Source organism: Enterobacter cloacae complex sp. ECL411 (genome assembly GCF_021869665.1).
In the GTDB taxonomy this organism is placed as follows: Bacteria; Pseudomonadota; Gammaproteobacteria; order Enterobacterales; family Enterobacteriaceae; genus Enterobacter; species Enterobacter intestinihominis.
Map to the genome: position 1 here is coordinate 3,283,881 of NZ_CP091486.1, position 12,716 is coordinate 3,296,596.

Annotated in this window: 11 protein-coding genes; 2 read left to right on the forward strand and 9 right to left on the reverse strand. The window is 58.1% G+C overall.

Annotation, left to right across the window (positions count from 1 at the left end; translation table 11 throughout):
• Nucleotides 1-79: 79 nt before the first annotated feature.
• From dedD to pdxB, 7 genes are all read right to left on the reverse strand, one after another.
• Nucleotides 80-766, reverse strand: a complete 687-nt coding sequence (gene dedD, locus L3069_RS15570) for a cell division protein DedD (protein ID WP_023300639.1) — start codon at nt 764-766, stop codon at nt 80-82.
• The gene (gene folC / locus L3069_RS15575) at nt 756-2,024 is read right to left on the reverse strand and encodes a bifunctional tetrahydrofolate synthase/dihydrofolate synthase (RefSeq protein WP_038416461.1); all 1,269 of its coding nucleotides are present in this window, start codon (nt 2,022-2,024) and stop codon (nt 756-758) included. The genes dedD and folC overlap by 11 nt, the downstream gene beginning before the upstream one ends.
• Nucleotides 2,025-2,094: 70 nt before the next feature.
• A complete protein-coding gene (gene accD / locus L3069_RS15580) occupies nt 2,095-3,000 on the reverse strand; it encodes an acetyl-CoA carboxylase, carboxyltransferase subunit beta (protein ID WP_022648854.1) in 906 nt (301 codons plus the stop codon).
• A gap of 154 nt (nt 3,001-3,154) precedes the next feature.
• The gene (locus L3069_RS15585) at nt 3,155-3,814 is read right to left on the reverse strand and encodes a DedA family protein (RefSeq protein ID WP_006811410.1); all 660 of its coding nucleotides are present in this window, start codon (nt 3,812-3,814) and stop codon (nt 3,155-3,157) included.
• Nucleotides 3,815-3,842: 28 nt separating this feature from the next.
• Nucleotides 3,843-4,655 (reverse strand): tRNA pseudouridine(38-40) synthase TruA, encoded by an 813-nt coding sequence (truA, locus tag L3069_RS15590; protein WP_001286071.1) that lies wholly within the window; start codon nt 4,653-4,655, stop codon nt 3,843-3,845.
• Entirely contained in the window at nt 4,655-5,668 is a 1,014-nt protein-coding gene (locus tag L3069_RS15595; protein WP_023306649.1) for an aspartate-semialdehyde dehydrogenase, read from the reverse strand. The genes truA and L3069_RS15595 overlap by 1 nt, the downstream gene beginning before the upstream one ends.
• Before the next feature lie 67 nt (nt 5,669-5,735).
• Nucleotides 5,736-6,872 carry a 4-phosphoerythronate dehydrogenase PdxB gene (gene pdxB / locus L3069_RS15600; RefSeq protein WP_023306650.1) on the reverse strand — a complete coding sequence of 379 codons (1,137 nt, stop codon included), beginning with the start codon at nt 6,870-6,872 and terminating at the stop codon, nt 5,736-5,738.
• A gap of 111 nt (nt 6,873-6,983) precedes the next feature.
• Between pdxB and flk the strand changes: the two genes are divergently transcribed.
• Nucleotides 6,984-7,988: a flagella biosynthesis regulator Flk gene (gene flk, locus L3069_RS15605; RefSeq protein WP_100167845.1), complete on the forward strand. Its 1,005-nt coding sequence runs from the start codon at nt 6,984-6,986 to the stop codon at nt 7,986-7,988.
• A gap of 84 nt (nt 7,989-8,072) precedes the next feature.
• On the opposite strand, the gene L3069_RS15610 is transcribed toward flk, so the two are convergent.
• Entirely contained in the window at nt 8,073-9,251 is a 1,179-nt protein-coding gene (locus tag L3069_RS15610; protein ID WP_038416463.1) for an MFS transporter, read from the reverse strand.
• 68 nt (nt 9,252-9,319) lie between these two features.
• Nucleotides 9,320-10,537: a beta-ketoacyl-ACP synthase I gene (gene fabB / locus L3069_RS15615; protein ID WP_022648859.1), complete on the reverse strand. Its 1,218-nt coding sequence runs from the start codon at nt 10,535-10,537 to the stop codon at nt 9,320-9,322.
• A 158-nt stretch (nt 10,538-10,695) separates the two neighbouring features.
• On the opposite strand from fabB, the gene mnmC reads away from it, so the two are divergent.
• A complete protein-coding gene (gene mnmC, locus L3069_RS15620; protein ID WP_038416464.1) occupies nt 10,696-12,693 on the forward strand; it encodes a bifunctional tRNA (5-methylaminomethyl-2-thiouridine)(34)-methyltransferase MnmD/FAD-dependent 5-carboxymethylaminomethyl-2-thiouridine(34) oxidoreductase MnmC in 1,998 nt (665 codons plus the stop codon).
• The last annotated feature ends 23 nt before the right edge of the window (nt 12,694-12,716 follow it).

Sequence of the window (12,716 nt, forward strand, 5' to 3'; positions counted from 1 at the left end):
CCATCTCCCTCAAGGGAGAGGGAGCAAACCATCCCCTAGCCCCTTTGGGGAGAGGGTTAGGGTGAGGGGGTAATTTCTGTCAGTTTGCGCTGTAGTTCATCACCACACCGCTCAGGCCGGAGATTTGCTTCAGCTCGCCAAGCGAACCTTTGAGCTTATCTTTAGACGCATCCGGCCCCACGAGGATACGGGTAATTTTACCCTGTACCGGCGTGGTGGGTGAAGTATAAACACGGTATCCCGCGCCGCGCAGTTTACTCACAATCTCATTGACCTTATCTGCATTTTTCAATGCACCGAGCTGAACGACATAGGCTTTGCCGGTAGGGGCCGCGTCCTGTTTCGCCGGCGGTGGCGTTTCTGAAGCGGCTGCCAGTTGCTCGGCCGCTTTATCCCGCTGCGGTTTCGGCTGCGGCTTCTCCACCGGTTTCGGCTTCTCAACAGGCTTAGGCTGTTCTACCGGCACCGGATCAATCTCGATGTTATTGTTCGTCGCCAGACGCGACGGGTCAAGAGACGGCGCGGCTGCATCACCTGCGCGCACCTCTTCCGCTGCGCCTTCAGGCGGCTGGGCTGGCAGCGCCTGCGTTGCCGCTGGCAGCATATCGGGCTCGTCGCGATCGCCCGGTTTGGGTACCAGCGGAATGGCCGCAAATTCATCCTGGTAATGCTTTTTCTGCCCGTCGAGCAATCCCGGGAGAATAATCACCCCGAGCGCGACCAGCACAATGGTTCCTGTTAAACGGTTCTGAAACTTACTCGCCACCGGTTCTCCCCGCGTCCATCACTTCCATGACATGTGCCACCGTGTGGAATGACCCACACACCAGCACGGTATCTTCTGGTTTAGCCTCCGCCATCGCGGCACGCCAGGCCGAAACCACACTGCTGTAGATTTCGCCTTTGCCGAGATGTTCCATCAACTGCTCAGCAGTCGCGCCGCGCGGCCCTTCCAGAGGAGCACAATACCAGCTATCGACCACACTCTCCATGCAGGCCAGCGTGCCGCCGATATCTTTATCATGAAGCATACCGATAACCGCCAGCACGCGCCCGGTTTTTGGTAACGATTTGAGACGTCCTGCGAGGTACGCCGCCGCATGCGGGTTATGTGCAACATCCAGAATCAGACGCGGTGACTCACTCACAATCTGAAAACGTCCCGGCAGCAGTGCGTTCTGAATGCCATCGCGGATTGCCTGCTCGCTTACCGCTAATCCGCTGGCGCGTAGGGCTGCCAGCGCAGTCGCCGCGTTAGGCTGTGGCACCTGCGGCAGCGGCAGATTCTCCAGCACGCCCTGCGCGTCGCTGAAGCGCCAGCCGTTGTCCTGCACCTCATACTGCCAGTCCACGCCGCGACGCAGCAGTCGAGCACCCTTCTCTTTCGCCACATCAGCGATGGTATGTGGCATGTCCGGTTCGCCAACCACGGCAGGCTTATTGGCCCGGAAAATACCGGCCTTCTCACGGCCAATGCTTTCGCGGTCGGGCCCCAGCCAGTCGGTGTGATCCAGCGCGATGCTGGTGACGACGGCGACATCCGCATCTACCATATTGGTGGCATCCAGACGCCCGCCCAGCCCCACTTCCAGGATCACCACGTCCAGCTGCGCCTGCTTAAACAGCCACAGCGCCGACAGGGTGCCGTATTCGAAATAGGTTAATGAGGTATCGCCGCGCGCGGCTTCGATAGCGGCAAACGACGCCGTATGGGCCGATTCGGCCAGCTCGGTGTTTTGCACCCGCACGCGCTCGGTGTAGCGCACCAGGTGCGGCGAGCTGTAAACGCCTACCTTATAACCGGCTGCCATCAGGACAGATTCCAGCGTACGGCAGGTGGTGCCTTTACCGTTAGTGCCGGCCACGGTAAACACGAAAGGCGCAGGTTTCAGCACGTCAAGGCGCGCGGCAACCTGGCTTACGCGCTCAAGGCCCATGTCGATAGTTTTACTGTGCAGGTTTTCCAGATAAGAAAGCCACGCGGCCAGGGGCGACGTGGCTTGAGGAATGCTTTTATTTTCCATGATGCCCGGTTGTCATTAACGGTTTAGAAAGCAAAAGGGCAGCGCCATTTGGCCCTGCCCTTTTCAGTTATCAGGCCTCGGGTTCCTGATCCGGTACCACCACGCCTTCGCGCGGCTCGTCCGGGCTCGGCGACGGCAGATTCATCAGCTTCGCCAGGACGCTTGCCAGTTTGAGGCGCATCTCCGGGCGGCGGACGATCATGTCGATAGCACCCTTCTCAATGAGGAACTCACTGCGCTGGAAGCCCGGCGGCAGTTTCTCACGTACGGTCTGCTCGATAACGCGAGGACCGGCAAAGCCGATCAGCGCTTTTGGCTCAGCGATGTTCAGGTCGCCCAGCATCGCGAAGCTTGCAGAAACGCCGCCCATGGTTGGGTCGGTCAGTACCGAGATGTACGGCAGACCGCGCTCCTGCATTTTCGCCAGCGCGGCAGAGGTTTTCGCCATCTGCATCAGGGACATCAGCGCTTCCTGCATTCGTGCGCCACCGGAGGCAGAGAAGCAGATCAGCGGGCAGTTGTCTTCCAGCGCCTGCTCAACGGCACGCACGAAACGCGCACCAACCACAGAGCCCATTGAACCGCCCATAAAGGCGAACTCAAACGCGGCGGCAACCACCGGCATCTCATGCAGGGTGCCTTTCATGACGATCAGCGCGTCTTTCTCGCCGGTCTCTTTCTGTGCAGAGGCCAGACGATCTTTGTATTTTTTGGAGTCGCGGAACTTAAGCACATCTTTTGGCTCCAGTTCGCTGCCCAGTTCTACCAGAGAACCTTCGTCCAGCAGGCTATGCAGGCGGTTGCGCGCCGACATACGCATATGGTGGTCACACTTCGGACACACCTCAAGATTGCGTTCCAGCTCTGCGCGATACAGAACCTGGCCGCAGCTATCACACTTCGTCCATACCCCTTCAGGAATGCTCGCTTTACGCGTTGGGGTAATGTTGCTTTTAATTCGTTCAATCCAGCTCATTGATAACCTTTCTGCCTGAACCTGGTCGTATGCCAGTTTTGCTGTAAGAGGCGAATAATGCCATTTTTGCCTCCAACAGACCATGAATGTTGCACATTAAAACATAACAGCCCGAAACTTTGGATAAAAAAGTGGTCGAACCGCCAGCGTGCATTTACTTCGCTTGTTTTGCCGCCGCGCGTTTGTGACGAATAATTTCGATCACACCCGGCAGAACGGAAAGCACAATAATCGCTACAATCAGTAACTTAAGGTTTTCCTGAACCACCGGCAGATCGCCAAACAGGTAGCCCGCATAGGTAAACAGCAGTACCCACAGCAGCGCGCCCACCACGTTGTACATGGCAAAATGACGATAGGACATGTGACCCATTCCCGCCACAAACGGTGCAAATGTGCGCACAATAGGCACAAAACGGGCAAGGATAATGGTTTTACCGCCATGGCGCTCATAGAACGCATGGGTCTTATCTAAATAACTGCGGCGGAAAATCTTCGAGTCCGGATTACTGAACAACCGCTCGCCAAACACCCGCCCGATAGTGTAGTTGACCGCATCACCAATAATCGCGGCGATGATCATCAGGACGACCATCAGATGGACATTCAGGTCATTCGTTGGCAGTGCGGATAACGCGCCCGCCACGAACAGCAGTGAATCTCCCGGCAGGAACGGCGTAACCACAAGGCCGGTTTCACAGAACAGAATGAGGAACAGAATGGCGTATACCCAGACGCCGTACTGCGCGACCAGCTCCGCCAGGTGAACATCAATGTGCAGGATGAAATCAATCAGAAAACGTATTACGTCCATATTGTCTAAGCCCTAATTGCGCCTTTGTTTAGTCCGCTAAAAACAGCGGGCCCATTGGCGGTTTTGGCAGGTCGAACCGGTCCGGATAATCCACCGAAACCAGATACAGACCTTCCGCTTTCGCCGTTGCTGCCGCAAGCGTTCTGTCCTTCGCTGCCAGCAGTTCTGCAATCCAGCTCTCCGGCTGGTGTCCGGCGCCCACTTCCATCAGGCTGCCTACAATATTCCGCACCATATGATGTACAAAGGCATTGGCTTTGATATCCACCACCACATATGCGCCATAACGACTGACGTTAATGTGCATGACGTTACGCCACGGCGTACGGGACTGACACTGCACCGCACGAAACGACGTAAAATCATTCTCTCCAATCAGACACTGCGCCGCACGCTGCATACGTTCTGCATCCAGCGGTTCATAAAAATGCGTCACGCCCTGGCTTAACACCGCCGGGCGCAGGCGCTGGTTGTAGATGACATAACGGTAGCGCCGCGCCGTCGCGCTGAAACGCGCGTGAAAATCATCCGGCACAGCTTTCACCCAACGCACGGCAATGTCACCAGGCAAATTCGCATTTACACCCAGCGTCCAGGCCGCGTCTTTGCGCACGGCGGTGGTGTCAAAATGCACTACCTGTCCCGTGCCGTGAACGCCGGCATCGGTGCGGCCCGCACAGAAGACGCTTATCGGTTCATTCGCCACCTGAGAGAGCGCTTTCTCCAGCTTCTCCTGGACGCTGCGCACCTCATTCTGCCGCTGCCAGCCATAGTATTTACTGCCATCGTATTCAATGCCGAGGGCAATTCTGTGGACCGGCTTTTGTTCCACATCTGACATCAGTACAGATACTCCTGCACCAGTTTTTCCGCGATTTTGACCGCCATCAGCGCGCCGCCAAAACGCACGTTGTCGGCAACGGACCAGAACTGCACCTGCTCAGGCATACCGTAATCGTTACGCACGCAGCCCACAGAGAGATGCGCGCTGCCGGTAGCGTCGCCCACCTGCGTCGGGAATTCACTCTCTTCGGACAGGACAAGGTCCTCTCCGCGGCCAAACGCGTCGCGGGCTTCTTCAGCCGCCAGCGGACGCAGGGCTTCAAACCCGACCATCTGCGCGTGGCCGTAAAAGACCGGAGACTGCACGACGTTCGCGGAGATCATCAGACCGTCATCCTGCAGAATTTTGCGTGCTTCATCGACGATACGACGCTCTTCCCGCACCGAACCTTCACGATCCGGCAGCAGCGGCAGCATGTTGAACGCCAGCTGGCGGCCAAAGAAATCATCTTCGTCGATCGGGATACCGTTCAGCAGCTTCGCGCTCTGCCCTGCCAGTGCGTCTACGGCTTTTTTGCCGTTAGCGGAGGCTGACAGCAGGCTGGTCACGGAAATACGCGACAGGCCACCGTCGTCGATCAGCGGCTTCAGCGCGGTCAGCAGCTGGCTGGTGAGGCTGTTCGGTACTGCAATGATATTGCGGTTGCGGTAGTCAGCCAGCACAAACGGGTTGACGTCCGGCACCACCAGCGGCACATCCGGCTCCAGGGAGAACAGGCCGCTCAGGTCGATCACCAGACAGCCTGAATTGGTCGCTTCTTCAATGTAGGATGCCGTGGCTTCCGCACCTGCGGCAAAAAACGCCAGCTGAGCCTGTGTCCAGTCAAACGCGGCGGCATCCTGCACCATCACGGATTTCCCGCCGAAACGCAGATGTTCTCCTGCGCTGTCGGTACGCGCCAGCGCGTAAATGTCGCCCACCGGGAACTGACGCTCAGCAAGGGTTTCAAGCAGGGCTTCGCCCACGGCGCCAGTGGCACCCAAAATGGCAATGTTCCAGCCTTCAGACATGGTGGTTTACTCCAGAAATAAAAAAGCGTCCCTGCCGGAATATCCGACAGGGAGCATTAAGAAGACATTAACGTGCCGGGTGGTGAACGGCGTTAAATCCCAGCTGATGCAACAGCGCCGCCGCGGGGGCGTCATCGCACATCACATACAGGGAGGACCACTCGCGGCGCTCAAGGTAATTTTTGCGCAGCTTGTCAAACTCACCCGGAATACCCGCCACTTTACGCAGCAGCGCGTCATCGCGGCGCACATCATACACCAAATGCACCAGTCTTTTCAGCGTTGCCTCATCCAGCGGTCCATGAAGGGTAATGCGACCAAATTCCGGGGCAGGCAGCAGCGTATCCAGCGCGACCTGCTGCGGATGGCCGATAAAGGCGCTGTAAGCCTCAAACACCTGGGTTGTGCCACGCGCTTTGCCTTCAAGGGTATAACCCGCGATATGTGCGGTACCCACGTCCACCTTATTCAGCAATGCGACGTTGAGATCCGGCTCTGGCTCCCAGACGTCCAGTACGACGCTAAGATCTTGACCCTCGTCGAGACATGTCAGCAGCGCCGCGTTATCCACCACCGGTCCCCGGCAGGCATTTATCAGAATAGTGCCAGCCTTCAGACGGCGGATCAGCTTTTCGTCGGCCAGGTGCAGAGTCTTGTACGGCCCTTCTTTAAAGAGCGGCGTATGGAAGGTGATGACGTCGCACTCGTCGACCAGCTCATCCAGCGTGCGGAAATCGCCCTCATCGCCGTTATCCTTACGCGGCGGATCGCACAGCAGAGTGCGGATGCCCCAGGCTTCCAGACGCTTTTGCAGACGTCCGCCCACGTTGCCCACACCCACAATCCCGACGGTGCGGTCTTTCAGCGCAAAACCATCGCGCTCGGCCAGCATCAATAGCGAGGAGAATACATATTCCACGACGGCAATGGCGTTACAGCCTGGTGCCGCAGAAAAACCAATCCCCGCCTGCTTAAGCCACTGGTCATCCACATGATCGGTCCCGGCCGTTGCCGTCCCGACAAATTTAACCCCTTTGCCGGTGAGCAGCGCCTCATTTACTTTGGTCACCGAGCGCACCATCAGGGCGTCTGCATCGTCCAGTTCGCTGACCGGAATCGGGCGACCAGGGACAGCCTTAACCTCACCCAGGCGGCTGAACAGCTCACGGGCGTAAGGCATATTTTCATCAACGAGGATTTTCACGTCTGAGTACCTGTTTGAGAGGAAGTAAACCTGCCAAGTGTGCCATAATCTCGCCGCCGGGCATATATCTCCGCCCGGTTACGCAGAGTTTGACTTTAAGGATTTTTGACGATGCAGCCCATTTCAGGTACGCCTCCGCGCCCTCCGGGTGAAGGCCCCGTAACGCCCAACACGCCAGGCGAACAACCGCTCTCCACGCAGCAACGCACCGTACTGGAGCGTCTTATCACGCGTCTTATTGCGTTGACCTCACAGCAAAACGCAGAGGTATGGGCCGGCGTTAAGCACGATTTGGGCGTCAGAAACGATGCGCCGCTACAGTCGCGCCATTTCCCTGCCGCCGAACAAAACCTGAACCAGCGTCTTACCAGCGCACAGCAGCAACATACTACCCGCCAGATTATCTCGCAGCTGACCGAGCTATTGGGCCAGGGGAATAATCGTCAGGCAGTGAGTGATTTTATCCGTCAACAGTACGGTAATACCGCCCTGAGCCAGCTTTCGCCGGAACAGCTGAAAACCGTGTTGACCCTGCTGCAAAGCAATCAGCTTTCTATCCCGCAGCCGCAACAGCGCCCGTCTACAGAGCGGCCATTGCAGCCTGCGGAGCATAATACGCTCAAGCAGATGGTCACTAAGCTGGCTGCCGCCACCGGCGAACCGACAAAGCTTATCTGGCAATCTATGCTGGAACTTTCCGGTGTGAAAGCGGGCGAGATGATCCCGGCAAAACAGTTTACCCATCTGGTCACCTGGCTCCAGGCGCGTCAGACGCTCAGCACCCAGAGCACTCCGACCCTGCACAGCGTACAGGCGGCACTGAAACAACCGCTGGAACCGCACGAGTTCGATATGATCCGGGATTACGCCCAGCAGAGCTGGCAGGCGACACCGCAAACGGTGCTGACCACCGCGCAGGTACAGGATTTACTGAATCAGATCTTCGTTCGCCGCGCCGAGCGGGAAGGCGGTGTACCGGAGGTAAGAAACATTCAGCCGATCTACAACCCGCTGTTTGCCCCCGTTGTTGACACGTTCAAAACGCTTTCTGCCCGTCCGGGATTGATGTTTATCGCGTTGCTGATTGCGCTGGCGATTTTCTGGCTGGTTGCTTAAAACTGCCGGGTGGCGGCTACGCCTTACCCGGCCTACGGTTCGCGCGGTTGTAGGCCCGGTAAGCGGAGCGCCACCGGGCAAAAACTACGACCTGCGAAACGCCACCAGCGTCACCACAATCCCCACCACCGCTGACACCGCACCGGCGAGAAATACGGAAGGATAGCCAAACGACGTTGCAAGCAGCCCCGCCAGCGGCCCGGTGATGCCGTAAGAGATATCCTGAAACGCCGCATAGCCGCCCAGCGCCGTGCCGCGCACCTGCGGAGCCACGCGCTTAACCACTTCAACGCCCAGCGCCGGGAAGATCAGTGAGCAGCCGCAGCCGGTTAACGCCGCACCCAGCAGCGCAACGGATGCGGACGGCGCCTGCCAGAGCAGTACCAGACCCACGGTCTCAATGACCAATGACGCCACCGCCACCTTCACGCCGCCAAAGCGATCCGGCATCCAGCCAAACAGCACGCGCATCAACACAAACGCGCCGCCAAAAGCCGTCAGCGTAAAGCCCGCCATCGCCCAGCCGCGGCTCATGAAATAGAGGGAGACAAAGGTACCAATAACCGCGAAGCCTACCCCCTGAAGCGCCAGCCCAAGCCCCGGTTGCCAGATTTGCGCCACCACGCTCCACAGCGAAGGACGCTCGCCTTTATGGGCGGGCACCTTACGCACCGAACCGTTAAACGCCCACGCCAGCAGCGGTAATACCATGGTGGTGCCTGCCAACGCCGCAAAACCAAACTGGCTGTGGATCAGCAGCCCCAGTGGTGCGCCTGCCGCCAGCGCGCCGTAAATCGCCATCCCGTTCCAGGACATCACTTTTCCGGAACGCGCAGGTCCCACCAGCCCCATTCCCCAGGTCAGGGTGCCGGTCAGCAGCTGGCTTTCGCCAAAGCCGAGGATCAGGCGCCCCGCCACCAGCAGCGCGAATTTATACGCTGCATCTATCGGCAACAGCGCCGCCAGCAGCCAGGCTCCCCCCGCCAGCCCGCAGGCAAACATGCCCTGCAACGCCGAGCGTTTTGCGCCGTGCTGATCCGCCAGGCGACCGGCGTAGCCCCGGGTTAAAACCGTCGCTAAAAACTGAATGCCCACCGCAATACCGACCATGGTGTTGCCATAGCCCAGCTCCTGGTGAACGAACAAGGGGATCACCGGCAGCGGCAGACCAACGGTCATGTAGGTCAGAAACACCGCAAAGGCGATGCGGAAAAGGGAAAGGTTCCCGGAAGGAGCGCTCTTCTCAGGGGTAACAGCCGTCATGCATAACTCCGTGTTCAGGCATAAAAAAAGGGAGCCGCGTGGCTCCCTTCTACTATATCTTCAAACGGTTACGCTTTCAGCTTACGCATCACCAGCGTGGCGTTGGTGCCGCCGAAACCGAAGCTGTTGGACATAACGGTCGTCAGCTCACGTTCGGTGGTTTCGGTCACGATGTTCAGGCCTGCCGCCTGCTCGTCCATCTCGTCGATGTTGATGCTTGGCGCGATAAAGCCGTTTTCCAGCATCAGCAGAGAGTAGATCGCTTCCTGCACGCCCGCCGCGCCCAGAGAGTGACCGGTCATGGCTTTGGTTGCAGAGATAGCCGGACTGTTGTCGCCGAACACTTCACGGATCGCACCCAGCTCTTTCACGTCACCTACCGGCGTTGAGGTGCCGTGAGAGTTCAGGTAGTCGATTGGGGTATCAACGCCGTGCATCGCCATCTTCATGCAGCGCACCGCGCCTTCGCCGGATGGAGCAACCATGTCAGCGCCGTCAGACGTTGCGCCGTAGCCCACGATCTCAGCGTAGATGTGCGCGCCACGCGCCAGCGCGTGTTCCAGCTCTTCAACCACAACCATACCGCCGCCGCCAGCGATAACAAAACCGTCGCGGTGTGCATCATAGGTACGGGATGCTTTGTCTGGCGTTTCGTTGTATTTGGTGGACAGTGCGCCCATCGCGTCGAACTCACAGGCCATTTCCCAGCCCAGCTCTTCGCCGCCGCCAGCAAATACGATGTCCTGTTTGCCCAGCTGGATCTGCTCAACCGCATTACCGATACAGTGTGCGGAGGTCGCACATGCGGAGCTGATGGAGTAGTTCACACCGTGGATTTTGAACGGCGTTGCCAGGCACGCGGAAACCGCTGAACCCATGGCTTTGGTCACAACATATGGACCAACCGCTTTCAGGCCGCGCGGGCTGCGCATGGCGTCAGCACCGAACACCTGAGCTTTAGAGGAACCGCCGGAGCCTGCAATCAGGCCCACGCGTGGGTTGTTCTGGTAAGCGTCTTCGCTCAGACCAGAATCCTTGATCGCTTCCTGCATGGAAAGATAGGCGTAGATAGAGGCATCGTTCATGAAACGAACCACTTTACGGTCAATTAAACCGGTGGTATCCAGTTTAACGTTACCCCATACGTGGCTACGCATTCCAGAATCTTTAAACTCTTCAGAGAAAGTGATCCCGGAGCGTCCTTCACGCAGAGATGCCAGGACTTCCTGCTGGTTATTACCGATGCTGGAAACGATGCCCAGGCCAGTAATCACTGCACGTTTCATTCAATACCTCTGTAAGTCGCACTATAAAAAGTTTCGAGTCGCACAATAGCGTACACTTGTACGCCGAACAAGTCCGATCAGCGATTTTCTGTGGAAATTTGCACCGATGGGCTCACATCGCTAAGATCGTGCCACTGCCTGTCGGACGAGTAACTTACGTGAAACAAAACGCCATACAACCTGCCAACCTCGAATTCAACGCTGAGGGTACACCTGTTTCCCGAGATTTTGATGACGTCTACTTTTCTAATGATAACGGACTGGAAGAGACGCGCTATGTCTTCCTCGAAGGAAATCATCTCAGCACCCGCTTCCCTGAGCATCCGCGCAGCCTGTTTGTCGTCGCGGAGAGCGGTTTCGGCACCGGGCTGAATTTTTTGACCCTCTGGCAGGCCTTCGATCAGTTTCGCGCTGTACACCCCGAAGCTACCTTACAAAGATTACATTTCATCAGTTTTGAAAAATTTCCGCTTACCGCGCACGATCTGCGGCTTGCCCATCAGCGCTGGCCGGAGCTTGCCCACTGGGCGGAACAGCTTCAGGCCCAGTGGCCACCGGCTATCGGCGGCTGTCATCGTCTGAGTCTGGACGACGGACGCGTCACGCTCGACCTGTGGCTTGGCGACATTAACGACCTGACCGATAAGCTCGATGACTCAATGCATCAGAAAGTGGACGCCTGGTTCCTGGACGGTTTTGCGCCCGCCAAAAACCCTGACATGTGGAGTCCGCACCTGTTCAGCGCAATGGCACGTCTGGCACGCCCGGGCGCGACGCTTGCCACCTTCACCTCGGCGGGCTTTGTCCGCCGTGGGTTGCAGGAGGCGGGGTTTACCATGCGGAAAACCAAAGGCTTTGGCCGCAAACGCGACATGCTGGTGGGGGTGATGGAGCAGGATCTGGCGATCCCGGCACAGGCACCCTGGTTTGCTCGCCGCCCCAGTGCGTCGCGTGAGGTCGCCATTGTGGGCGGAGGTATTGCCAGCGCCCTGCTCTCACTGGCTCTGCTGCACCGTGGCTGGCAGGTGACGCTCTACTGCGCTGACGAGGCACCGGCGATGGGTGCATCAGGCAACCGTCAGGGCGCGCTTTATCCCTTATTAAGTTCACACGATCCAGCACTGTTCCAGTTCTTCCCGGCTGCGTTTACGTTTGCTCGTCGCCTTTACGATAGCCTGCCGGTTGCGTTCGACCACGACTGGTGCGGTGTGACGCAGTTGGGCTGGGATGAGAAGAGCCAACAGAAAATCACCCAAATGCTGTCGCTGGGGCTGCCGGAAACCATCGCCCATGCAGTGACGGCTCAGCAGGTTGCTGAGACCGCTGGCGTCGACACCGGCTGCGGCGGAATTCAGTATCCACTCGGCGGCTGGCTGTGTCCGGCTGAACTGACTTCTGCGGCGATAGCCCTCGGGCAGTCGCGTGGGTTGACAGTGCATTATGCCCACAAGGTTGAATCGCTTAGTCGCACAGCGCACTGGGAACTGCGTTTTGCTGACGGCAAAGCGTCGCAGCATGCCAGCGTTGTGCTGGCCAACGGACATCACATCACTCAGTTTACCCAGACAGCGTCATTGCCGGTTTATCCAGTCGGCGGCCAGGTGAGCCATATCCCGACCGCGCCCGAACTGAGCAAACTGCGTCAGGTGCTGTGTTACGACGGCTACGCGACGCCGCAAAATCCGTCCAACGGCCATCACTGCATCGGTGCCAGCTATCATCGCGGTGAAACAGATATTCAGTACAGCGAAGCGGATCAGCAGCAAAACCGCCAGCGCCTGCTCGACTGTTTCCCGAATGCGTCGTGGGCGAAAGAGGTTGATGTCAGTGAGGGTCAGGCGCGCTGCGGCGTACGCTGCGCGACCCGCGATCACCTGCCGATGGCGGGAAACGTGCCGGACTATGACGCCACGCTTGAAGTCTATCAGGATCTTACAGACAACAAAGAAACGGCGGTAAGTGCGCCCGTTTATCCGGAACTGTTTATGTTGGGTGGCTTAGGCTCGCGGGGATTATGCTCCGCGCCATTGCTGGCTGAAGTGCTAGCCGCGCAAATGAGCGATGAGCCGGTTCCGCTGGACAGGGTTACGCTCGCGGGGCTTAATCCGAACCGACTGTGGGTGCGGAAATTGCTGAAGGGGAAAAGGGTTAAGTAGGGCGCGGTCTGGTGTCCTCACCC

Coding starts and splice junctions, on each gene's coding strand:
- L3069_RS15585 (WP_006811410.1), bottom strand. CDS start 3,814: ATGGACGTAATACGTTTTCTGATTGATTTCATCCTGCACATTGATGTT.
- folC (WP_038416461.1), bottom strand. CDS start 2,024: ATGGAAAATAAAAGCATTCCTCAAGCCACGTCGCCCCTGGCCGCGTGG.
- flk (WP_100167845.1), top strand. CDS start 6,984: ATGCAGCCCATTTCAGGTACGCCTCCGCGCCCTCCGGGTGAAGGCCCC.
- accD (WP_022648854.1), bottom strand. CDS start 3,000: ATGAGCTGGATTGAACGAATTAAAAGCAACATTACCCCAACGCGTAAA.
- truA (WP_001286071.1), bottom strand. CDS start 4,655: ATGTCAGATGTGGAACAAAAGCCGGTCCACAGAATTGCCCTCGGCATT.
- L3069_RS15595 (WP_023306649.1), bottom strand. CDS start 5,668: ATGTCTGAAGGCTGGAACATTGCCATTTTGGGTGCCACTGGCGCCGTG.
- L3069_RS15610 (WP_038416463.1), bottom strand. CDS start 9,251: ATGACGGCTGTTACCCCTGAGAAGAGCGCTCCTTCCGGGAACCTTTCC.
- fabB (WP_022648859.1), bottom strand. CDS start 10,537: ATGAAACGTGCAGTGATTACTGGCCTGGGCATCGTTTCCAGCATCGGT.